The sequence below is a fragment of the Ruegeria sp. CJ6 genome, from assembly GCF_056536665.1.
In genome coordinates, this window is sequence record NZ_JBQFQB010000006.1 from 139,771 (window position 1) to 162,368 (window position 22,598).

Here is a 22,598-nt window from a genome sequence, read left to right on the forward strand (position 1 = left end):
ATAGTCAGAGCCAGATTGAGTCCGAGAACACTCGGTGCACGATCCGTTCGCGCGTCAGACCGCGGTTTTTCAGCTCTTCGTCGCTGAGCGATTGCAGGAATTCGACTTGCCGGACGCGAGATTGAGCTTCGGCTACGCTGATCAGGGCCGAGTAAATTGACGACCCGATGGATACGATTAAACCGGCCAGCGAAAAGCGCGTGTTTGTATGTGTTGCTGAGTGTGCCATTTGGACCCTCGTAAACGTTGGTCCTCCCATGGGTTTTTATATCTGTCATATTGGCCTCACTTAGAAGTGCGTATTTGGTCATTGCTGCCTTGCACGCGCCGCAACGCAGCACATTTTTTGATCAGAATAAAAAATATCGTTGCGCCATCGGCAGCGTTTCGGCGGGTTGGCAAGTCAGCAATTCGCCATCCGCACGCACCTCGTAGGTTTCCGGGTCGACCTCGACATGCGGTGTCGCGTTGTTCAACAGAAGATCCTGCTTGCCAATTTCTCGTGTGTTTTGGACGGCGACGGTTTGCTTTGCCAATCCCAGTGTATCACCGATCCCATCCGCATCGGCCGCCTGCGAGACAAATGTGATCGCCGAGTTTTCCACCGACCGTCCGTAAGCGCCAAACATCGGCCGACTATAAACCGGCTGCGGTGTAGGGATCGACGCGTTGGGATCGCCCATTTGCGCGCAGGCTATGGTGCCGCCCAGCAGAACCATCTCGGGCTTCACCCCGAAAAAGGCCGGGTTCCAAAGGACGAGATCGGCGCGTTTGCCTTCCTCGATGCTCCCGATCTCGTGGCTGAGCCCATGGGCAATAGCAGGGTTGATCGTGTATTTGGCGATATAGCGACGGACGCGAAAGTTGTCGTTCTCACCGGTTTCTTCGGGCAGGCGCCCGCGCTGTTTCTTCATCTTGTCAGCGGTTTGCCACGTGCGGATCAAAACCTCACCGACCCGACCCATGGCCTGACTGTCAGACGCAATGATGCTGAATGCGCCCATGTCGTGCAGTATATCCTCGGCTGCGATTGTCTCACGCCGGATGCGGCTTTCGGCAAAGGCCACGTCCTCGGGGATGGATTTGTCGAGGTGGTGACAGACCATCAGCATATCCAAATGTTCCTCAACCGTGTTCACGGTGAAGGGCCGCGTGGGATTGGTCGAGGACGGCAGAACGTGGTTCTCGCCGCAGATCTTGATGATATCCGGAGCATGGCCTCCGCCTGCGCCTTCGGTGTGGAAAGCGTGAATAGTGCGACCCTTCATGGCCGCCACGGTATTTTCAACAAAGCCTGATTCATTGAGCGTGTCGGTGTGAATCATCACCTGCACGTCCATCGCATCGGCCACCGACAGGCAGCAATCAATGGCGGCTGGGGTGGTTCCCCAGTCCTCGTGCAGTTTCAGGGCACAGGCTCCGGCTTTGACCTGTTCTTCGAGCGCGGCAGGCAGCGAAGCGTTGCCCTTACCCGCAAAGGCCAGATTCATCGGGAAAGCATCCGCCGCTTGCAACATCCGCCCGATATGCCATGGACCGGGGGTGCAAGTGGTGGCCAATGTCCCATGCGCAGGACCGGTGCCACCGCCCAGCATGGTGGTCAGGCCGGAATGCAGCGCGTCTTCGATCTGTTGCGGGCAGATGAAGTGGATATGACTGTCGAACCCACCTGCTGTCAGGATACGACCCTCACCAGCAATGGCCTCGGTTCCGGGTCCTATGATGATGTCGACACCGGGTTGTGTATCGGGGTTTCCCGCCTTGCCGATCTTGGCGATCCGCCCGTCTTTCAGGCCAACGTCGGCCTTGTAGATGCCCGAGTGATCAACGATCAGAGCATTGGTGATGACCGTATCCACAGCGCCTTCGGCGCGCGTGGTCTGAGATTGCCCCATCCCGTCGCGGATTACCTTTCCGCCACCAAACTTGACCTCTTCGCCATAGCTGGTCAGATCATGTTCGACCTCGATCACAAGATCGGTGTCGGCCAACCGCAGCTTGTCCCCTGCGGTCGGGCCGAACATCGCGGCGTAGTCTTCGCGCTTGATTTTTGCTGGCATCAGAGTGCCCCCATGACCTTTTGATTGAAGCCGTAGACCCTGCGCGCACCACTGATCGGGATCAGCGAAACTTCGCGGGCCTGCCCCGGTTCGAACCGCACAGCGGTGCCTGGCGCAATGTCCAGGCGCAGGCCACGCGCGGCAGTTCGGTCAAAGTCGAGCGCCGGGTTGGTTTCGGCGAAATGGTAGTGTGAGCCGACCTGAACCGGGCGGTCGCCGGTATTGGCGACCATCAAAGTGATCGCATTAGTATCGGGGTTCAGGGTAATTTCACCATCAGCCGGGAACAGCTCCCCGGGGATCATTTGTTCAGCTTTGTGATCAGCGCGACAGCAGCCAGCGCAACAACCGCCAGCCCAACGCCCATCGCCGCATAATCGGTGCCGTGCGCGTGGATATGCGTTCCGTTGTGGGCGGCTGCCGGGCCAGCGAAGATCAGGGCGGGGAAAAGCATGCGTGTCATATTGGTTTCCTTTTCAGCGAATGGGGTTGTGGACGGTCACCAGCTTGGTGCCATCTGGAAAGGTGGCTTCGACCTGAACTTCGTGGATCATTTCGGGCACACCTTCCATGCATTGCTCTCGGGTGATCACCTCGGCCCCGGCTTGCATCATGTCAGCAACTGAACGCCCATCGCGTGCACCTTCGACCACGGCATCGGTGATCAGGGCGATCGCCTCGGGGTGGTTCAGTTTGACGCCGCGGTCCAGCCGTTTGCGGGCGACTTCGGCGGCCATGGCGACCAACAGTTTGTCTTTTTCGCGAGGGGTCAGGTTCATGTCAAAGCATCCAGCATCGAGGTAGCGTGTCTTTGTTCAACCGACGCAAGATCGGCATCAATGTGCGACGGAGGGCAAAGCTGTTTTCGGCAAGAACACGAGCAACCAACAGGTTATTGCGGATCATAGTCGCACCTGCTGTGTCGGGCAGCATCTGACGAATAGCATTCAGATGACCTTCGGCTGACTCCGATACAAAGACGATCAACGCCATCGCACCCGCGCCGTTTGCAATATGCGGTTTGGACAGATGTTTGTGCCAATCACCCGAGAACTGGATCGCGTCAAGGAACACCTTTTTTCCTTGGTACCGTATCTCGATCCGATCGTTTAGACGGATATCGGTCAGCGTCTCGCCCATCGCAATGCGGCCGAAGACCAGCGGCTCTACCATCAGCATCTCGGCATCTGGCGCCATCCCGATTTTCAGGCGTCGCTCCAGAGCGCTGCCATTGAACAGAATAGTCTCTTGCGGCAACCAGTTCAGCCGGGCTTCAGTCTCAACAGTCAGATGATTGGTAATCTGGCCACATTCTTGCGGCTTGGCCTTGTAGGCGCGCTCGCAGGCTTGTGTTGTCAAAGTCAGCGCCGTTCCTTTTGCTGCCTTACCGGAAAGTCGAAATGAGTCGCCTCCGGTTACGCCGCCTGCCGTGTTAAGAAGAACCGCGTCAAGATCAGGTGTGTTGGTTCTGGGGAACAGACATTTATAAGACCCGGACTGGCGAAACTTGTTCAGCACCGTCCTGTCACCCAATTGCTTGGTACTCAAACTGACGGCGCCTGCAGCGCGCGGTGGAATAGCACTGTGCGTGGGCAATATGGCTGCAACGTGGGTAATAGGGCACCTTTGGAGCTTTGATTAGTGCCACTTGTTTCTCTGTTGAAGGGGCGGAACACTAATCTACAGAGTCGAAATCTGCTTAATTCGACATCGCGCGGCTAAATTTTAGACAGCGACCTCGGTCTTGGATGAAAAAATAGGCGGATCGCGCCGATTTTCCAAATTGGGTTAAAGGTAAGTTGCCAAGCTTGCTGCGATGCAGAAACCGTATGGGTGCCACCGCGGAGATGACCCGGGGTGTGTGACGGCTGCGCGAATTGGACCTCGAACACAACCGCCACACGGAACGCAACAACAGTTGCGGGGATCAGGTAGAAGAAGAGTGTGCCTTTGTGCAAGCCCTCTCTCCCGGCCCCGCCAGGAGGATCACATGAAATCGCTCAAATCCACACTCGCCGGATCGGCAGTATTTGCTGTCATGGCCACCGCCGCCTTGTCGACCGAAGACACGATCAAGGTTGGAGTGCTGCATTCGCTTTCCGGTACGATGGCGATCTCGGAAACGACGTTGAAAGACACCATGCTGATGCTGATTGACCAGCAAAACGCCAAGGGCGGTCTGTTGGGTAAACAGCTTGAAGCTGTCGTGGTCGACCCGGCCTCTGACTGGCCTCTGTTTGCCGAAAAAGCGCGTGAGCTGCTAACCGTCCACGAGGTGGATGTAATCTTTGGCAATTGGACTTCGGTGAGCCGCAAGTCGGTTCTGCCAGTGATCGAGGAACTAAACGGTCTTCTGTTCTATCCGGTCCAGTATGAGGGCGAAGAAAGCTCTAAAAACGTCTTTTATACCGGTGCCGCTCCGAACCAACAGGCCATCCCCGCCACGGACTATTTCCTGGAGGAACTCGGGGTCGAGAAATTCGCTCTGCTCGGCACAGACTATGTCTACCCCAGGACCACCAACAATATCTTGGAAAGCTATCTGAAGCAAAAAGGTATCGCGGAAGCAGATATCTTCGTTAATTACACGCCTTTCGGCCATTCCGACTGGTCCAAGATCGTGGCGGACGTGGTCGCGCTGGGCGCGGATGGTAAAAAAGTCGGTGTGATCTCGACCATCAATGGTGACGCCAATATTGGTTTTTACAAGGAATTGGCAGCGGCTGGTGTTTCGGCAGATGACATTCCGGTCGTGGCCTTCTCGGTCGGTGAGGAAGAACTGTCCGGTTTGGACACCACCAACCTCGTCGGTCACCTTGCCGCTTGGAACTACTTCCAGTCAGCGGATACCGAAGCCAACGCTGAATTTGTGGACACCTGGAAAGCCACCATGGGTGACGAACGTGTGACCAATGACCCGATGGAGGCGCATTACATCGGCTTCAACATGTGGGTAAACGCCGCGACCGAGGCCGGTTCGACCGAGGTCGATGCCGTGCGCGCTGCGATGTATGGGCAGGAATTCCCGAACCTGACCGGAGGCACCGCTGTGATGCTGCCGAACCATCACCTCGCGAAACCGGTTCTGATCGGGGAAATTCAGGAAGACGGTCAGTTCGATATCATCAGCGAAACCGACGTCGTGCCGGGTGATGCCTGGACCGACTTCCTGCCGGAGTCGGCTGTGCTCGTCTCGGATTGGAAAGAGCTGGGTTGCGGTATGTACAACACCGAGACCAAGACCTGCGTTCAGACCCTGTCGAACTACTAACAGACCACGCAAGGCGGGTTTGTTTGCCCGCCTTGCCACAAAATACACTCGGGTTTCACCACATGGTACGACTTTTCCTTGCGGGCCTCGCAATCCTGTGCGCCTGCCTGACTGCCAACGCTCAAGAGGTCGGTCTACAACCGATCCTGCAAGAGCATCAGGAGATCATCGCCAAAAGCTCGCGCAAGACGATCAAACCGGCGATTGATGCGATTGCGTCAAGCGGCTTGCCCCAAGCGCAAGTGATGCTTGAGACATGGGCAGCCAAGAACATGTGGATGCGCAAGTCGGACGGTCTGTTCTTTTCTGGCCAGAAAGGAGAGGGGCGGTCGTATGAATTGACCGACTTCGATACCGGAGAAGTCGTCGGTACATTTGAGAAATCCGAGCTTAGGCAGCTGAAGCCCAACAGCGGTATCCGCGCGATGATCGGGACCGCTCTGGTCCGGTTCCAACTGACCGATCCGGATCGCGCAAAACGTCTGGCCGCATTGCAATCCATCCAACGTGATCCCGAAAGTACACTCTTGGAGCCACTTCGCGCTTCGATAGGGGATGAACCCGAAGCAGAGTTGAAGGCGCAAAAGCAGCGGTTGGAACGGTTGCTGACGATTGGTTTTGACGAAGATACCGCAGCGCGCGTGGCGGCGATCAAAGAAATGTCCGGCGATCTGGGCGTAGACGTTCGTGCGGCTCTGAACCCGTTGGTCGTCACTGCCCGCCAAGCCGCTACCGAATTGCCCCAGGACCTGAACGTCGCCGTTATTCTTGTAGCGGGGTCAGACGCCTTAACGTTTGACGAAGCATATGACTTGCTCGTTGCAGGAAACCTGGCCGCACCGCGTGTTTCGGCGGAAGATATCAGATCGGCACTGGCGGCCAATATAGAAGGTGGTCGTGTAGGTGGTACTCCCGTCGCACAGTTGAATTCAGATGCAATGCGCGCGCGTGCGTATAACTCTCTGGCAGAGGCGGGGACTGTGCCAGCCTTGGTCACGAAGGCGGATGTCAACGCCGCAGTTAACACGCATGTATTCTTCGAAACCTACAGTGAGCCATCTGCCGAGGTCACTGAAGCAGCAGAGAAAGCCCTGCAACAGATCGAACTGAAGGTCGGCCTGAGCCAAACACTCGACCTGACGCTGGACGCGATCTCACTGGCGTCGATCTATTTCCTCGCCGCCATCGGTCTGGCCATCACCTTCGGCGTGATGGGCGTGATCAACATGGCCCATGGCGAGTTCATCATGATGGGTGCTTATACCGGCTACGTGGTGCAGCAGATTATCCCTGATCATACGCTTTCGATCATGGTTGCTATTCCAATTGCTTTTGCTGTCACCTTCGCGATGGGCGTCGCTATGGAGCGGTTGGTGATCCGCTGGCTTTACGCTCGCCCATTGGAGACGTTGCTGGCAACGTTCGGCATCTCAATTGCCCTACAGCAGCTGGCCAAGAATATCTTTGGCACGCAGGCGCGCCCGCTGACTGCTCCCGATTGGTTGGATGGTTCGTGGATGCTGAATGACGTGGTTTCAATCAGCTACATCCGCATTGCGATCTTCGTTCTGGCGCTGATTTTTCTGGGGCTTTTCCTCTACATCATCAAACGGACGAGGCTAGGGCTTGAGATGCGTGCAGTAACGCAGAACTCGCGCATGGCGGCGTCAATGGGGATTAATCCCGGGCGAGTGAATATGCTGACCTTTGGGCTTGGCTCCGGCATTGCCGGCATCGCCGGGGTCGCGATTGGCCTATTCGCCAAGGTCACGTCCGATCTGGGCAGCGACTATATCGTGCAAAGTTTCATGACAGTGGTTGTGGGTGGTGTTGGTAACATCTGGGGCGCGCTTGCAGGTGCGGGCATGATCGGCTTCCTGCAGAAGGGGATCGAGTGGATGAACCCGTCGAACACCCTCGCGGCCCAAACCTACATGATCATCTTCATCATCATTTTCATCCAGTTTCGGCCGCGGGGCATTATCGCCCTCAAGGGTCGCGCGGCGGGGGATTGAGCCATGGAACGCAGCTTTATCGCCAGGAACCCATCCGTGCTGGTCTTTCTTGCCATCCTGTCCCTGTTCACCCTGAGCGTAACCATCCTGTCCGAGGGATTCGGGATCGGTGTAATCTCGACCAGTTTCGTCAAAACGCTGGGCAAAACCCTGTGCCTTTGCCTGATCGCAGTGGCGATGGATCTGGTCTGGGGCTTCACCGGCATCCTGTCACTGGGTCACTTCGCCTTCTTCGGGCTGGGGGGCTACATGATCGGCATGTGGCTGATGTACGAACGCACCCGCCTGATCGTGGTCGACTCGCTGGCACAGGCCGAAATTCCACCGACGTCGTCCGAAGTGGTGGACGCGATTGGTACACAAGTCTTTGGCGTTGTCGGATCGTCGGAGTTTCCGTTGATCTGGGCGTTCTCCCACAGCCTGACCCTGCAACTGATCCTGGTTGTGCTGGTCCCGGGTCTGTTGGCGCTGGTCTTCGGATGGTTGGCTTTCCGGAGCCGTGTCACCGGAGTGTACCTATCGATCCTGACACAGGCGATGACGTTGGCACTGGCCCTGTATCTGTTTCAGAACGACAGCGGGCTGCGTGGGAACAACGGCTTGTCCGGCCTGCAGAACCTGCCAGGTGTCACCGCCTCGCAGGACGTGGTGTCGATCTGGTTCCTCTGGGCCTCGGCGCTGGCCTTGGGTCTGGGCTATATGCTGGCGGCGTGGATCGTGTCAGGCAAGTTCGGATCGGTCATCCGTGGCATTCGCGATAACGAGGCACGGGTGCGCTTCCTTGGCTATTCAGTCGAGGTATTCAAGCTGGCCGTCTTCACCCTGACTGCTTGTATCGCGGCCATTGCCGGCGCGCTTTACTACCCGCAAGCAGGCATCATCAACCCCGAGGAAATGGCCCCTATCGCCTCGATCTATTTGGCTGTCTGGGTCGCCATCGGTGGACGAGGCCGATTGTACGGCGCGGTAATTGGTGCAGCTTTTGTCAGTCTTCTGAGCACGTGGTTCACGGGCGGACAGGCCCCGGATATTCCGCTTGGATTTTACACGATCAAATGGGTCGACTGGTGGCAGGTGCTATTGGGCATAACTTTTGTGTTGGTTACGCTGTTCGCCCCGCAGGGCATCGGAGGATTGTTCGACTTGTGGACCAACGGCCGCCACCCGGACAGGCATGGGGCAAATCTGGGACCAGATGACGGCGCCCTGCGCGAGAAGGAGGCCATCGAATGAGCACTTTGCTTGAGGTTAGCGGCGTTTCGGTCACTTTCGATGGCTTCCGAGCTATCAACAACTTGTCGTTTCAGATCGGCGAGGCCGAGCTTCGCGCCGTGATCGGCCCGAACGGGGCAGGCAAGACCACATTCATGGACATCATTACAGGTAAAACCCGGCCCGATGAAGGACGTGTCATCTGGGGAGAGAAATCCGTATCTTTGTTGGGGCTGTCCGAAGCAAAGATCGCGCAGGCTGGGATCGGAAGGAAGTTCCAGAAACCTACGGTTTTCGAAGACCAGACCGTGCAAGAAAACCTGTTGATGGCGCTTCAGAACAAACGTGGCTGGCTTCACGTGCTTTTCTATCGAACCTCCACTGACGATTTGCAAAAAGTTGAAGATCTGGCTGTCGAAATCGGTCTGAATCAGAGTTTAAGCCGCAAAGCTGGTGAACTGAGCCACGGTCAAAAGCAGTGGCTGGAAATTGGCATGCTGCTGGCTCAGGAGCCACGACTTTTGCTGGTGGACGAGCCTGCCGCTGGCATGACACCGCAGGAGCGCGAACACACCACCGACTTGCTAGTACAAGCCGCCAGAACCCGTGCCGTTGTCGTGGTGGAACACGATATGGAATTTGTACGACGCCTGAATTGCAAAGTCACGGTTCTACACGAAGGGTCCGCCTTGGCTGAAGGCAGTCTTGATCACGTGACATCTAACCAGGACGTCATCGACGTATATCTAGGGCGCTAAACAATGCTGAAGCTAACAGAACTGACTTTGCATTATGGGCATTCGCAAATCCTCAACGGGATTTCCATGGAAGCCAGACAAGGTGAAGTGACTTGCGTCATGGGGACCAATGGTGTCGGGAAAACCAGCCTTATGAAAGCAATATCAGGTACGCATCCGCGATCGGGCGGCAGTCTGGAACTGGACGGGGAAATTCTGGGCGTCCTGCCTGCTCATCAAATGGCGTGGAAAGGTGTGGCCTATGTCCCACAAGGTCGTGAGATATTTCCTTTGCTCACAGTTCGCGAAAATCTTGAAACGGGGTATGCCTGTCTGCCTGCCAGCGAACATTTCATTCCAGGTGATATATTTGATATGTTCCCGGTCCTCAAACAGATGCAAAACCGTCGCGGAGGTGACCTTTCTGGCGGTCAGCAGCAACAGCTGGCGATTGCACGGGCATTGATAACACGACCACGCCTGCTTCTGTTGGACGAGCCGACCGAAGGTATTCAGCCCAACATCATCCAACAGATAGGCGAAGTCATCCGACACCTCAGAACCACGAGCGGAATGGCAATCATTCTAGTGGAGCAATACTTTGACTTTGCCTATGAACTTGCCGACAGATTTATCGCGTTGCGACGAGGAGAAGTCATAATCAACGGCACCAGGGAAGACGTGACACGCGATGAGTTGCTGCAGGCTGTAGCAGTCTAGTGCTGATACTTGAAATTGGTTTCGGAATTGAAGGATGAAATCCAAAATTTGGCACAATCTAAGCTCGGGACATGGTTTGATCATCTGAACAGGTTCAATTGAAACTGTATTTTCTTCTGAAACCCGATCGTGCGATGTCTTCCGGCTTGAAGAGCAAATATTTTTTGATCAGATGACGGGCTTCATTTCGTCCTATGGCTCGACGTGGACGCTCCTCCAACTTGCACCGCAATTAACGTAGTGACGGCTTTCTAGACGCACCTTTGTTGTGGAAGGCTTTTGAGCAGCAAACGGCAAAACCTGTACGCCGAAGAATTACCGAATGACTAATAGTCAATGACTTAAGTGTCATTGGAGGGTAAAACTATGTATCGCACAACTTTCCTGTTGAATGTCACACAAACCTGATCCAACCGTCATAGTCAGACCAGAAAAGCAGGGTACTTTCGACATCGGAAGGCGCTGCCAACGTTGGGCATCAGTTGAATTTGACCTTTGCGTCCTAAGCTTTCCGCAATAACGGGGGCGCTGCAGCCGGAGGGCGGCCCGGTTACGCGAATCTACTCCGTCCGAGGCAGGAGCAAAGCAGTGCATCTTGATGAACTGTAAGAAGCCGCATCGCGTTACAACAATCTAACCTTTGTCCTGCGCGAAACATCCAAAGTGGACCGCCTCGACGCATCGGCCTTTTTCGGTTTCGCGAGAGACATGGTAGAAAAACCGTTTTGCATTGCGGACCCGTCACCCTTCGGGATGCATTTTGGAAAGGCCTTAAAGAAAAAGGCCAGTTCGCCCGACGCTTTCACTACGCGTTGTTCGAGATCCGACAGGTATTCAACGTCCGTTTTTGTTGTTGGCGGTGTAATCAAATGCTGCCTCCAGCTCTACACTCAGACTTGCGGCCAAATCAAAAAACCGTCGTCGGACGGTCTCGGCGTAGGGATTGGCCTTCTCAATCGCTTCGAATACCTCTGGCGCATCGTGCTGAACCATGGAAATCGCCTCAGACAGCAAGTCAAAACTCTTCGTGGTCATGCGCGTTGGCAGCGGTCCCATTCGCAGAAGCACTTTGGCGATGAGGTGCGTGAGCCCTTGGACTACTGCCGCTTCTTGGTCGTGATCTTCTGGAGTTGTCATGATGACAGTCAGACCCAGTGTCTTGCGCAAAAACGCAGCAAGTCTGGCATGTTGCCTTCCCTGAATGGGGCAGACGGCAATTTTCAAACCCTTAATACCTGTCGCAGCACTCTGAGGACCAAACAACGGGTGGGTCGCGATTATGTCTACATCGTTCGGTAGCCGCCGCCGCATGATTTCCGAGGGAACTACCTTTACTGAGCCTACATCAACAATCAGCGCGCTGGGCTTACAAGCAGCCGCGATCTCGCTGACAACTTGCTCAAATGAGGACACTGGTGCAGCAATGAGGACCACGTCAGCCTGCGATACTGAGTATAATGATGACAGACGTACTCCGAGTTGCTTTGCGGCCTTGGCAACGTCTGGGGACGGATCGTAAGCAGATATTTCGAAGTGCTGGCTAAGATGAAGGGCTGCAAGCTGTCCGAACGCACCAAACCCCACGATACCTAGTGAAGTGTTTTGATTTCTTCTGTTGTTGTTCATCTTTCGACCTTTAAATTTGCCGCCCGGCACAAGGTCGATTGTTTGTTGACCGCTGTCAGGGGCAGCGGAAACTAATGATGAAGCACCCGCAGCTATCGAAGCTGAGGATAATAGTCCTGGAGTGCAAAGAACGATTTCATCATGACAACAGCGATAAGACACCCGAGAGAGCAGAGTCAACGATATTGCTGCATAGCGGCAATCGGCTAGGGTGCTGCGTTTTAGAGTTTTGGATTCTATGCGGCCGTTCGGCCAACTCGATTTGAAGCCCGCATTGCGGGTAAAGTAGATGTTGCTTTTGACTCAGACTGTCCTTCTGGCAGCCGATTACTCGGCTGCCAAAGCCTTGTGCCGGCAATAACATGATGCTTTGATTGGCACTTCGGCTCGGGCAGCGGCCTTGTCCAGTTGTAGTTTTATTTGGGGCGCTTCAACCGTTTCACCGCGCCGAGTTAGGCATTCGTACAAGCCGTGCAAGCTCCAGACATTGCCTGGGTGCTGGCAGGCCCGGCTAAGCGTTGCATCCAGACCAAGGTCGGCGCGATAGACGCTTTCCGCTTCCACCATATGGCCTTGCTCCAATAATAAAGCGCCGAGCGCATGCCGAGTGGGCTGCATCCAACCCCAGGGTTCGTCATAGGGCAGCGCATCATCAATCTCGACCGATCTGCGAAGATGCTCGAAAGCGCTCTCGTGCTCTCCCTTGTGATAGGCTAGCTCACCTAGCATCATTTGCTCAGCAACCTTCAAGATGTCGAGGCACGTGTTGTTGAACAGCATTCTGGTTTCAGGCACCTGATCCAAAGCTTCATAAAACTTTACCTTTTCACCATCGGCTTCAGTGATCTTGTGCTGGTTCGCCAAGGCAACGGTTCGCGCGTACCGCATCATGGCGGTAGTGACGCAGAAAAGCTCTTCATCCACTGGCAGGTCCTGATCGAGTATCTCTTGCCAGCGTCCGAACCGGATCAGAACATGTTGCTTCATAGGGATGAAACCTTCGAACCAGTCGGCCATGGGGCGAAGGGTCTCCGCAGGTAATGTCGCAATCAATTCTTCCGCCGCTTCGATCGCTGCACTCGGTTGTCCGAGGAACATCGCTCCGTAGATCTTGAAGTGGTAGTTGTGGCAGCGATAAACGGAGTAGAAGTTGTCGGGGCCTTCGTGCTTCAGAAACTTCCTGTCGGCAACGATGGCCGCTTGATTGCGAAGCACCACGTTCATGTAGTCACCGCACAAAACGTCGACATGAGTAGGCATATGCAGTAGGTGCCCGGCGTCCGGAACCAGTGTGCTGAGCGCGTCGCCATGGCGCAGCGCCCTTTCGGGGTGCGGGGACATTTCCATCAGATGGATATACATGTGCAGAAGCCCAGCATGTTCCCATGCGCCAGGAAGAGAGGAGAACGCTGTGTCGAGCACGCCAATTGCCTCAAGCGTGTCTGCGCCTTCGGCTGGCTTCCCGGTCGGTAAATCCCAAAGCTGCCAAGGCGTCCGGTTCATGATAGCCTCGGCAAGGACGGCGCACACGTCCAGATCATTGCTGAATTCGGCATGGACTTTGCGCATTGCGGTAGCAAAGGCATCATTCCAGGGTCTGAAATCCTCTACGTCTGGCGAACTCGGATAGCGGGATGGGATCGCCTCGATCAAGGCACGTTCAATTGGTGTCAATCGATCTAAAAGCGCGGTAGCGGCTTCGATTGATGCACTTGCCAATGCGATGCAGTCGGGCTTCTCGTCGTCCTCAAAAGTTTCCCAAGGCTTGTTGTAGTTAGGTCCGATGCAATACGCGATGCCCCAATGCGCCATCGCACAATCGGGGTCTGCGGCAAGAGCCTTTTGAAAGCAAACTATCGCCTCTTCGTGATTATAGGCATATGTCCACGCCAAGCCCCGATCAAACCATCTCTGAGCGTTATCTGACGACGTTGAAATCTTACGAGTGTAGTCGCCGAGGTCGTAGTACTCCATCGGGATTTCCCCCCACTAAATTCGCTAAGTTTATCATGGAACGCCTTGAGTCGATAGCGACGCCGCAATTTGGCGAGAAATGGAGTACCTGCTCATTCTTTTAGCTGATTTGCGCTCACTGCTGTCATGTGGGCGCTTCTGTCTGATGACGCCTGTCTTCGCTATGCGGTTCTTGGCTGTCTCCGGTTCGAGATTTCAGTCTTTCAGGTCCGGTTCTTCCGTCTGCGTAAGCTCATCAAGATCGAGGCAAGGACAGAGACTCCGACAAAACGGCCTTTCGCAAAAAGACGTATCTGCAGGCACTTTACGTGACTGTATCTCCGATTTTCCGACTTTTAGAGACCTTGCGAACGGTAATCTCGAAGCAAAAAACACGCCTTCTGACAAGTTATCGATTCTAACATCTTATGGGCGTGGTAGAGTTTTCGAGCAATCTTGCGGGAAATAACCATGAGCCAACGTCGCCTTGCTGCAATCCTGTCTCTCGACGTCGTCGGCTTCAGTCGGATGATGCAGGGTGGCTCAAAGGCACTGCTCAAAACACTGAACACGCTGTACCGCGATTTGGTGACACCAATCGTTGGACAGCACCATGGCCGGGTGGTCAAACTTCTTGGCGATGGGGCACTAATAGAATTTCCGTCAGCGAGTCACGCACTCGAAGGGGCAATCGCGATTCAATCCCACCTTAGAGAGCCAGACCATCCATATTTGGTTCCAGAACGCATTCAGCTTAGAGCAGGCTTGCATGTAGGCGATGTCACTGTGGACGGTGAAGATATCTTCGGAGACGGCGTAAACATTGCGGCACGTCTCCAAGCGGCAGCTGAACCCGGTGGCATTCTGGTCTCAAAAGTACTCTGCGATCTTGCCGGGTCGGATTATGCCAACCGATTGCACAGAGAGGGACTGCGGACACTCAAAGGTATTGCACAGCCGATTGAGGTATTGTCGATTAATTTCACTGATGAAGGTGTATCAAAGTCACGAGTTGATTTCGCCAAAACACAAGAAATCCGCTACTGTCAAACTGATGACGGCATTAGTCTGGCTTGGAGCGTAGTGGGTGACGGATCCCCGGTTGTTAAAGCACCAAGTTGGATTGGACATCTAGAACTGGACTGGCGCAATCCTGCGGTGGCTCCAATTTGCACTTCGGTTGCGCAACATCACCGACTAATTCGATTTGATGCACGGCTCAACGGTCTTTCTGACTGGGATGCAGAAACTTGCACGTTCGATAGGTTCGTCGATGACTTGGAAACCGTTTACGACGCGGCTGGTCTAAAGCGCGCGCCAATCCTTGCGATTTCACAGGGGTCTGCTGTAGCCGCCGCCTTTGCAGCCCGTCGACCAGGCAGGGTCTCGGCAATTGTTATGATCGGTGGTTTCCCAGTAGGACGAGCAAAACGTAAGTCTCCGAAGGATGTGGAGCGGGCTCTGGCTATGAAACACATGATAACTGCAGGGTGGGACGACGAGTATCCGTCTCTACGCGATTTGATGGCGCAGATCATTGTGCCAGGCGCGAGCCAAGAAGCCCGGCGGCAATATGCAAAAGACATGAGCCAAATGATCTCGCCCGAAAACATGGGACGGTATCGCGATGTGATCGACCAAATTGATATCCGGCAAACATTGTCAAAGGTTGAGGTGCCGTGCCTGGTTTGTCATGCGACGGGAGACAGGATGCAACCGGTCGATCAGGGGCGACTGTTCGCTAAGGGATTACCCAACGCGAAGTTCATCGCCTACGAAAGCTCTAACCATGCCATGCCGGACAACGACCCAGAGTGGCCGCGTTTCGAGAGAGACGCATTGGCTTTCTTAGCAGAACACAAGTGAAAGGTTATGTCAGATTAACTAGGCTTCACCGTGGCACGGGATGGCGTTTGGGAATGACCAGACCAAACTCCGTCAAGTACTTCAAAAGCATTCCCGAGGTCATTCGCCCAATCGTGATCCTGGTAGGCATCGACCGCTATCCGGCGATTGAAGTAGTGGTTTGCTTGGTCCGCAGGGGAACTGACCACTCAACCAAAGATCGCTTCATATTAAACCCGTTAAACATCGCTTGTCGTTTGTTTTATCTCATTTATGGCGAGCGGGTTTGAAGGTGCTGGCTGAAGTATGCGTACCCGATCCGCAGTTTGTACAGGGAGCAACTATGGCCGCTTAGGTAAACAAACGTTGGGCATGCGATGAAGTGGGCTTTTGTTCGCAGCCTATTCTGCGCGGTTGCACCTGCATCCGGTCAATTTGCACGCTTCGCAATCGACTAGTGCCTTGAGCCGATCTACCACCTCAACGACATCGAGGTTTAGCGCTTTAGAACCCACTTATGCGTTCTATGAGCCAGTACATCGATACTGACCCGATGCCATAAGCGGCAATCACAGTCGCCCTTTGGCTAACTGGACGTGCCATCAATCGCCAGATCGCGACAAGAAGTGCCAAAGCTCCGACAAAGCTCAACTGCCCAGCTTCGACGCCTAGGTTGAAGGCAAACAAGGCTGCGGGAATATCGTTAGAGGGAAGTCCTATCTCGGCCAAAGCGCCTGCAAAACCAAGGCCGTGCAAAAGCCCAAACCCGAAACAAACGATCCAGGGCTTTTGTTTTGAAAGTCGAAAACGCCCGTCGCCGCCCTTAACAATTTCCATCGCCAAAAAAACGATAGAAAGCGCAATGACGGCCTCGACCGGCGGGCCGGGGACATTCAGAAATCCCAGCGTTGCCAGTGCCAGTGTTATTGAATGTGCCAAGGTGAATGCCGTGATTGCTCCCGCCAGTCTCCACGGATCAGGGACCAAAATAAATAGGGCGAAGACGAAGAGCAGATGATCCCAGCCTTCTAGTATGTGTTCATAACCCAACTGAAAATAGGCTATGAAAACAGACCATGTTGTCTGTTCAAAAGGTATATTTTGGATGGCAGCATCCGGGGTGAAACGAAGCGTGGCAGGCTCGGCGTGCAGAGGATGCACACGGACCAAAACGTCGTTCTTTTGTGCCGCCAGTCCGTCGATCTCGATGGATTGGCCCGCGATCTCAGCTAGGCATTCGACAACCCAGGAAGAAACCCACGCTCGCCCATCGGAGATTGGGTCAGGGCCGTGTGAGGGTGTACAGCCATCCGGTAACACCGCATCAATCGCCATTGGTTGACCATAAACATCTGGTTTTCGCCAATGAACACTCCAAGTGTCCGTAGTGATTTGTCGAATTTCCAAGTATCCCGGATCAAGCGCATGCGCGTTGGCGTACCCCGTGGGCCACGTGAACAGCAGAGCAAACATCAAGCTGAAGATGAAGTTCATTTGACCTGACCTGTGAGATCGGGTGCTGTGATCTCATAATTGTCGGCAAGAGCCTCGTATTGCGCCTGCGCCAAATCTTCGCTCATGGCGCGACGCCAATCACGAAGCACCACACTGTGGATCTCTTGCAAGCGAGGTATCCGGCTTGGTTCAATGGCAAGCACTTTCACCAGATGGATGCCGTAACCTGATTGGACCGGCCCCATCCACTGGCCTTTTTCGAGATAGGCGAGACCATTGGAAAATCCGGTTCCAAAGACCGAGTCGATTACCCGTGTCGCGGTTAGGGGCATTGATGCAGGCAGCAGTGTCGCGCTTTCCAAGCCGGAAGTCTCTTGCTCCGCACGCAAGGCGGCCAGTGCCCTTTCAATCTCGGTCTCACTTGGTTCTTCACCAAGAAAAACTTGAGTGAACGCGACCTTATTGGGTGTCGCGTAGCGGTCCGTGTTTTGTTGGAGGAAAGCCTCTAGATCTTCGTCTTCTGGAATAACTGAAGCGGCGATGGCTTCGGTCAGAAAATCCATCTTTTGGCTCAGCCGCGATCTAATCACGCTATCTCCGCGTTCCAAGCCAAGCTTTCTTGCTTCCCTAACTAAAACTTCTTCGCGAATTGAAGCGTCGACCAACGCTTGTAGCTCAGAACCGCTTGGCTGGCGTTTCCACCTCGCTTCGAACTGTGAAGCTAACAGCGCGGCATCACTTTCGCTTATCGCTATCGTCTCCGGATCTGCAGCGGCGTCGTTATCTGGTGATATTATGTGGAACCAAATGAATATGGCAGCTCCGATCAAGAAGAAATGGAACAGAGGTTCTTTCACTATTCGCATGAAGGCTCCTGCGTGAAACGCGATACGGCATTATGTTTTATGCTGGCATCAGGCAGTTGAGTAACACAAGGAATTGCAACTCAAGGCGCGCCGCTTATCATAAGAGCGTCCCGAGTTAGTGATTGCGACCTGGGTCCCCAAATCTGCACGAAGTAAGGTCACTCTGCCGGCGTGTACCAAATCGGCGAGGAATACGCGCGCTCCTGATGCGTAAGTACCGCATCTTCTGGCAGCTCCGCACCAAACCTCAGTTTGTCGTACAACACCCAGCGTGGGGTTGGGATTTCGAGCGCACGTACGTAATAGAATGCCCGCGCATTTGGATCGAAATCAGGATCAGACCAAACAGTTACCAGTTCGGCGGTTCCAATTGTATTGGTCCAGCTGGCGGTTTCCAGATCCACGGTATTCCCAACCGCAGGGATCTTGCCGTTTTGATCGGCAACACGGTTGTCCGACCATGCCACGTCATAGACGTTTTCCTGCAAAGCACCTTCGGAATCGAGCCATCCCTTTATCACCTGCACGCGATCCAGGTTGGCCCCGACCGGGTCGCGCAGAGCAGCGATCAGGAATGTGGGCGGACCTTCACCCTCGCGAGGTCGCAGATCCGAACCCATTGGAACACCTTTTGTGTAGCCCACATCCGCAAGGAAGCGAGTTTCAACATCAGCGTCATCGAAATCCCATCCGCCAAAGAACCGCAGACCAATCCGCGGTCCAGTGCTCGCGTAGGTTTCGCGCCGCTTGAACGCATCGAAGATCGCTGCGCGAGTATTGTCGGTCGCCCAAACGGCCGTGTACCCGGAAGCTACAAGGAGGTCGCCAGGAATTTCGCCAAGATCGTTGGCGATGAAAGGATGCTTTATTCTCGTGGCCGAAGGTTCAACGCTGACGGATTTTCCGAAGAAGTTGTCTTCCTCAGCAGTTGCCAGAGACGTATGGCTGTCCGTCGCGCCGCCCATGCCGAACTTATATGGGTTCACGCCGAACTTCTCTTCCAACAATAAACCGCGCTTCAAAGCTTCTCGGGCGTACTCGCCGGCCAGCATGTCATCGGTTTTCAGCTCGGTTATGTCGAGATTGCCAACGTCCCAGTTTTCGTAATCCGCGAATTCGTCGTCGGGGCTCAGATAGGGGTGCGCTTCGCCGTCGCCCTTGATCTGAGTGACTTCGTAATGGGGCTCCCATTTTGCGCGGGCAGCCACATATTCCTCGTCGACCTTGCCACCGTGATAGGTGTCTTCGGTCGGGAACATCCATCCGTTCGACAGGTTGCCATTATGGGCGAAAGCTACCGCGCGACCGCCCGTTTTTTCTTGATAGTCATCTAGCCATGAATACAGCGTTCTTGGGTCGGTATCACCAAAGGGCGGTTGCGTGACCGGCGGCACCATCTGAAGCGCCCTGATGGGCCCATCGCGTAGCATAACATTCCGGTGCAGGTTGAAGCCCTTGGGTACAGAAGTCCACTCGAACCCTATGAACGCCGTGAAATTGCCGGGGTCGTTATGTTCTTCCGCAGCCAGAACGATTTGCTCCCATGTAAAAGCAAAAGCGTCAGCACCCGGGCTGTAGGAGTCCAGAAGGACTTCTGGCAGGGTCATTTGCGAGAAATTGGTAATGATATCGAACGCCGCTTTGCCGGCCTCTTCGCCGCCTGCCTTGTAACCTTCGTACCATTCCAAACCTTTCGGATCGGCAAGAACGCCTGGCTTGCCAGCCTGAAGGTCCGGGGCGAATCCCATTAGGTCAGTGTGATCCGTGAGAACCATCCAATCCAGAGGCCGGGCCAGTCTTACTGGTTGACCCGTTGAAGAAGTAACCTGTTCACCTTTTGCAAAGCGCCATGCTTCAGCAGGCAACAGAGTGTTCCCAAAAGCACCTGCGTCCAGCGAAAGCCCGGTGTGAAGATGCGTGTCTCCCCACAGCGGTCGCTCGGGGAAAGTGCGTTCGGCATACGGGGAATACGGTTGATCTGAGAACAAGCCTGCCGCGGCTTCTTCACTTGGAACAGCATCTGCAAGGACAGTCGATGATGCCAGCCCTAGTGAGATAGAACAAACAAAAGCTCGAAGCATGTGGAACTCCTAAATCAAGATAGCGCGGTGGTGCCGATGACCTACAACTCAAGAATTTATATTCCTATTTATCTATATAACATCAATTTTCCGTTTGTGGGGATATTCCGCTCTTGGCATTGTCACGATGGTATACTTAGGAGTTTGGATGAAGAAGCTGGTCTAACAATAACTCCATAAGCCATCGCCTAGATTGTTGTGCTCAACATCGAGAACGGAAGCTTTAGAGAAATTGCGACTCAGCACCGCTAGGATTGGCAAATGCTCGGCCGCCCTCCATTGCAGCAGCCATCTAACTTTAAGATGAAGGCCTGAGATGGATCTTGGGATGATTTAAGATCAGCAACTCGCCGCAGCCCAAACCAGGCCTTCAAACCTGCGCCTTGCAATTCTAGCTTTGCAGACTTTGCCGCTATTAGCGATTAACTGTTTTAATGTCCGCTCTCAGATCAAAGAAGAAAGCGAAAAAAAGCGGTCAGGCTAAGGAAAGCTGACCTTCGACGACCCGGAGCTGAAGGCCCCGCTTGCGGACAAAGCAAGGGTAAATTTCAAAACTGAAACGCGGTAATTTAAGTTGCTAATAGTATCAAGATATTCAACGCTGTGCATCAGATGGGCGCGCGTGCATTGCTCGGAAGCTTGCTTGAGGGTCCCGTTCAGCCAATCCCTGCGTTGGCGAGGATCAATGTTTGCACAATGATTGGATAGCCCCATGGCCTTCTCATTTCGCTTCCAGTTAGCGCCCGTTGCATTAATCGCCCTTGCGACGACGGCAGTACACGCTCAAACCGCCGACACCATATACACCAATGCGCAGGTCTATACGGTCGACCCTGAACAAGAATGGGCCCAGGCGTTTGCGATTGAGGATGGACGTTTCATTGCTGTCGGTTCAGCAGAAGAAGTCGTTGCGCTGGCTGGGAGCGAGACTGAAACGATCGACCTTGCGGGTGCGATGGTATTGCCGGGCCTTTATGACATCCATGTTCATTTCCGCAATTGGTACGTTGCTGCGGCATTGTCTGACGAGGTGATCCTACTCCCGGGCGATGCCGACCCGGAAGCGGCAACGGAGTTGATTCGCGAATTTGTAGCTGCGCGCCCAGATCTCGAATACCTTTTTGGATCTGGATTGGCCAACGAGCTGTTTGATGGAGAACCGAACACTACTTGGCTTGATGAGGCAGTCTCTGATATTCCGGCCTATATTATCACTGCAACCGGGCACGAGGCAGTGCTGAATACACCGGCGATGATCGATAGCGGTATTGATGTCGATACACCGGACCCACGGAACGGGATCATTGTGCGGGATCCAGAAACAGGAGAAGCAACAGGCTACATGAAAGAGGCCGCGATGGGTCTTTACGCGATGCCATTTCTACGCGGGCTGGATATCGAAACCCACGTTGATGGCGCAAGGGACGTGCTACACTTGCTTGCCTCAATGGGTGTGACATCTGCCAGAAACATGCATAGCGAATTGATAAATGTGCAGGCGCTACATCGGCTTGCAACGACCGAGGGGCTTCCGATCAGGGTTAGTGTGGCGTGGACCTACGATTCTCCGACGCGGGCATATCAATCCGTGGAAGACCAACGTGCTGCAATCGACACGTTTCAAGACTTGATCGCGCCACGGCTGGACCCAACCTTTATTAAGGTCAATATCGATGGCATTCCGACTGAAACCGGAGCGATGCTGGAACCTTTCCTGACGAACGCCTCGAAAGCGGAACAGTCCCAATCTGACGCGGTTTCAAAGTATGATCCTCTTGCTTCTGGTCAGGGCGACTATGGGCTAATCTTTTTCACCGAAGAGGAACTTGTGGCCGACATTATCCGGTTTGAAGAACAAGGTATGAAAGGCATGGTTTTCCACACCGTGGGTGATCGCGGTGCTCGGCTTGTTCTGGACGCAATGGAAATCGCACGAAACCAACTGGGCGAGCTGAAAGGCCGCTACCAGCTCGCCCATTCGTTTTTCATATCGGAAGAAGACATGCCAAGACTGGTAGAACTCGATCTGACACCGGAATTCTCGCCAGTACTATGGTTTTCGAACCCTCACAACGACGTCGTCAACCGCGTGGTTGGCCCGGAACGCGCGCAGAGGGTTTTCCCAATGCGTTCTGTGGCTGATGCCGGAGGACGGGTCGTTATCGCTTCTGATGGTCCGTTGTTCATGCAGACCCCATTGGCATCGATAGAGGCGGCCGTGACCCGTATCGATCCTGTGGCTGACACGAGTCCACCCGATCCTGCAGTGGGCCAAGCGATCACGCTGAAGCAGGCAATTGATGCCCGCACAATCAACTCTGCATACTTGGATTTTGCGGAAGAAGAGCTTGGCTCAATCGAAACCGGCAAGCTTGCCGATTTCATCGTGCTTGACCGCAATTTATTTGAAATCCCGATAGCGGAAGTCAGTGAGGCGCAGATATTAAAGACGTTCGTCGAGGGCGAGATGGTTTTTGAGGCCAAATAACGTTTTGATCTGACTTTATTTAACTCACTGGCACCAAGGCTTCCGAAAGAGACGCATGGTCCAGGCTCTCTTGGGGGTTAAAAGGCCATGCGCTTGTGAACGCACCGGGATCAATTCGGCAAGGCCGAGCGCCTGTACAAGTGTTTGTTTCAAGGCACGCCTGCAACCATGTGATTCTCGCTTTCCGTGTTTCTTTTTCATTGGCAAACCTTGCGTCATTGGGCGCGATGGGCTCGAGGCACGTGTTTGGCAAACTTGAATAATTGGCT

18 protein-coding genes are annotated in these 22,598 nt (G+C 54.3%); 7 read left to right on the top strand and 11 right to left on the bottom strand.

Annotated elements, in window-relative coordinates; genetic code table 11:
- Positions 1–4: 4 nt before the first annotated feature.
- The 6 genes from ACR0BT_RS17425 to ACR0BT_RS17450 all read right to left on the bottom strand — a co-directional run bounded on the left by ACR0BT_RS17425 (position 5) and on the right by ACR0BT_RS17450 (position 3,608).
- Positions 5–229 carry a DUF1127 domain-containing protein gene (locus tag ACR0BT_RS17425; RefSeq protein ID WP_170392788.1) on the bottom strand — a complete coding sequence of 75 codons (225 nt, stop codon included), beginning with the start codon at positions 227–229 and terminating at the stop codon, positions 5–7.
- Between the two features lie 121 nt (positions 230–350).
- Positions 351–2,060 carry an urease subunit alpha gene (ureC, locus tag ACR0BT_RS17430; protein ID WP_480763694.1) on the bottom strand — a complete coding sequence of 570 codons (1,710 nt, stop codon included), beginning with the start codon at positions 2,058–2,060 and terminating at the stop codon, positions 351–353.
- A complete protein-coding gene (locus ACR0BT_RS17435) occupies positions 2,060–2,365 on the bottom strand; it encodes an urease subunit beta (protein WP_170636296.1) in 306 nt (101 codons plus the stop codon). The genes ureC and ACR0BT_RS17435 overlap by 1 nt, the downstream gene beginning before the upstream one ends.
- On the bottom strand, positions 2,362–2,523 hold the full coding sequence (locus ACR0BT_RS17440) for a peptidase M23 (protein WP_170392785.1): 162 nt from the start codon (positions 2,521–2,523) through the stop codon (positions 2,362–2,364). The genes ACR0BT_RS17435 and ACR0BT_RS17440 overlap by 4 nt, the downstream gene beginning before the upstream one ends.
- A 13-nt stretch (positions 2,524–2,536) precedes the next feature.
- A complete protein-coding gene (locus ACR0BT_RS17445; protein ID WP_170392784.1) occupies positions 2,537–2,839 on the bottom strand; it encodes an urease subunit gamma in 303 nt (100 codons plus the stop codon).
- A gap of 1 nt (position 2,840) precedes the next feature.
- Positions 2,841–3,608, bottom strand: coding sequence for an urease accessory protein UreD (locus ACR0BT_RS17450; RefSeq protein ID WP_480567539.1), 768 nt, complete (start codon positions 3,606–3,608; stop codon positions 2,841–2,843).
- A gap of 442 nt (positions 3,609–4,050) precedes the next feature.
- Here ACR0BT_RS17450 and urtA point away from each other — a divergent pair, with 442 nt between their 5' ends.
- The 5 genes from urtA to urtE all read left to right on the top strand — a co-directional run bounded on the left by urtA (position 4,051) and on the right by urtE (position 10,015).
- Positions 4,051–5,331 (top strand): urea ABC transporter substrate-binding protein, encoded by a 1,281-nt coding sequence (urtA, locus tag ACR0BT_RS17455; RefSeq protein ID WP_170392782.1) that lies wholly within the window; start codon positions 4,051–4,053, stop codon positions 5,329–5,331.
- 62 nt (positions 5,332–5,393) lie between these two features.
- Positions 5,394–7,346 carry an urea ABC transporter permease subunit UrtB gene (gene urtB / locus ACR0BT_RS17460; protein ID WP_480763695.1) on the top strand — a complete coding sequence of 651 codons (1,953 nt, stop codon included), beginning with the start codon at positions 5,394–5,396 and terminating at the stop codon, positions 7,344–7,346.
- Between the two features lie 3 nt (positions 7,347–7,349).
- A complete protein-coding gene (gene urtC / locus ACR0BT_RS17465) occupies positions 7,350–8,579 on the top strand; it encodes an urea ABC transporter permease subunit UrtC (RefSeq protein WP_480763696.1) in 1,230 nt (409 codons plus the stop codon).
- Positions 8,576–9,316, top strand: a complete 741-nt coding sequence (urtD, locus tag ACR0BT_RS17470; protein ID WP_170424910.1) for an urea ABC transporter ATP-binding protein UrtD — start codon at positions 8,576–8,578, stop codon at positions 9,314–9,316. Before urtC ends, urtD begins: the two co-directional genes overlap by 4 nt.
- A 3-nt stretch (positions 9,317–9,319) precedes the next feature.
- A complete protein-coding gene (gene urtE / locus ACR0BT_RS17475) occupies positions 9,320–10,015 on the top strand; it encodes an urea ABC transporter ATP-binding subunit UrtE (RefSeq protein WP_480763697.1) in 696 nt (231 codons plus the stop codon).
- A gap of 834 nt (positions 10,016–10,849) precedes the next feature.
- Here the strand turns inward: urtE and ACR0BT_RS17480 are convergent.
- Both ACR0BT_RS17480 and ACR0BT_RS17485 read right to left on the bottom strand, forming a co-directional pair.
- Entirely contained in the window at positions 10,850–11,803 is a 954-nt protein-coding gene (locus ACR0BT_RS17480; protein WP_480537050.1) for a prephenate dehydrogenase/arogenate dehydrogenase family protein, read from the bottom strand.
- Between the two features lie 165 nt (positions 11,804–11,968).
- Positions 11,969–13,615, bottom strand: coding sequence for a hypothetical protein (locus ACR0BT_RS17485; protein WP_480763699.1), 1,647 nt, complete (start codon positions 13,613–13,615; stop codon positions 11,969–11,971).
- A 450-nt stretch (positions 13,616–14,065) separates the two neighbouring features.
- On the opposite strand from ACR0BT_RS17485, the gene ACR0BT_RS17490 reads away from it, so the two are divergent.
- The gene (locus ACR0BT_RS17490; RefSeq protein WP_480763700.1) at positions 14,066–15,460 is read left to right on the top strand and encodes an alpha/beta fold hydrolase; all 1,395 of its coding nucleotides are present in this window, start codon (positions 14,066–14,068) and stop codon (positions 15,458–15,460) included.
- 483 nt (positions 15,461–15,943) lie between these two features.
- On the opposite strand, the gene ACR0BT_RS17495 is transcribed toward ACR0BT_RS17490, so the two are convergent.
- From ACR0BT_RS17495 to ACR0BT_RS17505, 3 genes are all read right to left on the bottom strand, one after another.
- The gene (locus tag ACR0BT_RS17495; protein WP_480763701.1) at positions 15,944–16,774 is read right to left on the bottom strand and encodes a HupE/UreJ family protein; all 831 of its coding nucleotides are present in this window, start codon (positions 16,772–16,774) and stop codon (positions 15,944–15,946) included.
- 155 nt (positions 16,775–16,929) lie between these two features.
- Positions 16,930–17,760, bottom strand: a complete 831-nt coding sequence (locus tag ACR0BT_RS17500; protein ID WP_480763702.1) for a peptidyl-prolyl cis-trans isomerase — start codon at positions 17,758–17,760, stop codon at positions 16,930–16,932.
- A 158-nt stretch (positions 17,761–17,918) separates the two neighbouring features.
- The gene (locus tag ACR0BT_RS17505) at positions 17,919–19,841 is read right to left on the bottom strand and encodes a DUF3604 domain-containing protein (protein ID WP_480763703.1); all 1,923 of its coding nucleotides are present in this window, start codon (positions 19,839–19,841) and stop codon (positions 17,919–17,921) included.
- A gap of 712 nt (positions 19,842–20,553) precedes the next feature.
- Here ACR0BT_RS17505 and ACR0BT_RS17510 point away from each other — a divergent pair.
- Positions 20,554–22,329, top strand: a complete 1,776-nt coding sequence (locus ACR0BT_RS17510) for an amidohydrolase (protein ID WP_480763704.1) — start codon at positions 20,554–20,556, stop codon at positions 22,327–22,329.
- The last annotated feature ends 269 nt before the right edge of the window (positions 22,330–22,598 follow it).

Coding starts and splice junctions, on each gene's coding strand:
- ACR0BT_RS17445 (WP_170392784.1), bottom strand. CDS start 2,839: ATGAACCTGACCCCTCGCGAAAAAGACAAACTGTTGGTCGCCATGGCC.
- ACR0BT_RS17425 (WP_170392788.1), bottom strand. CDS start 229: ATGGCACACTCAGCAACACATACAAACACGCGCTTTTCGCTGGCCGGT.
- ACR0BT_RS17495 (WP_480763701.1), bottom strand. CDS start 16,774: ATGGCGATTGATGCGGTGTTACCGGATGGCTGTACACCCTCACACGGC.
- ACR0BT_RS17500 (WP_480763702.1), bottom strand. CDS start 17,760: ATGCGAATAGTGAAAGAACCTCTGTTCCATTTCTTCTTGATCGGAGCT.
- ACR0BT_RS17505 (WP_480763703.1), bottom strand. CDS start 19,841: ATGCTTCGAGCTTTTGTTTGTTCTATCTCACTAGGGCTGGCATCATCG.
- urtC (WP_480763696.1), top strand. CDS start 7,350: ATGGAACGCAGCTTTATCGCCAGGAACCCATCCGTGCTGGTCTTTCTT.
- urtD (WP_170424910.1), top strand. CDS start 8,576: ATGAGCACTTTGCTTGAGGTTAGCGGCGTTTCGGTCACTTTCGATGGC.
- ACR0BT_RS17435 (WP_170636296.1), bottom strand. CDS start 2,365: ATGATCCCCGGGGAGCTGTTCCCGGCTGATGGTGAAATTACCCTGAAC.
- ACR0BT_RS17485 (WP_480763699.1), bottom strand. CDS start 13,615: ATGGAGTACTACGACCTCGGCGACTACACTCGTAAGATTTCAACGTCG.
- ACR0BT_RS17490 (WP_480763700.1), top strand. CDS start 14,066: ATGAGCCAACGTCGCCTTGCTGCAATCCTGTCTCTCGACGTCGTCGGC.
- urtA (WP_170392782.1), top strand. CDS start 4,051: ATGAAATCGCTCAAATCCACACTCGCCGGATCGGCAGTATTTGCTGTC.
- ureC (WP_480763694.1), bottom strand. CDS start 2,060: ATGCCAGCAAAAATCAAGCGCGAAGACTACGCCGCGATGTTCGGCCCG.
- ACR0BT_RS17510 (WP_480763704.1), top strand. CDS start 20,554: ATGGCCTTCTCATTTCGCTTCCAGTTAGCGCCCGTTGCATTAATCGCC.
- urtE (WP_480763697.1), top strand. CDS start 9,320: ATGCTGAAGCTAACAGAACTGACTTTGCATTATGGGCATTCGCAAATC.
- ACR0BT_RS17440 (WP_170392785.1), bottom strand. CDS start 2,523: ATGACACGCATGCTTTTCCCCGCCCTGATCTTCGCTGGCCCGGCAGCC.
- urtB (WP_480763695.1), top strand. CDS start 5,394: ATGGTACGACTTTTCCTTGCGGGCCTCGCAATCCTGTGCGCCTGCCTG.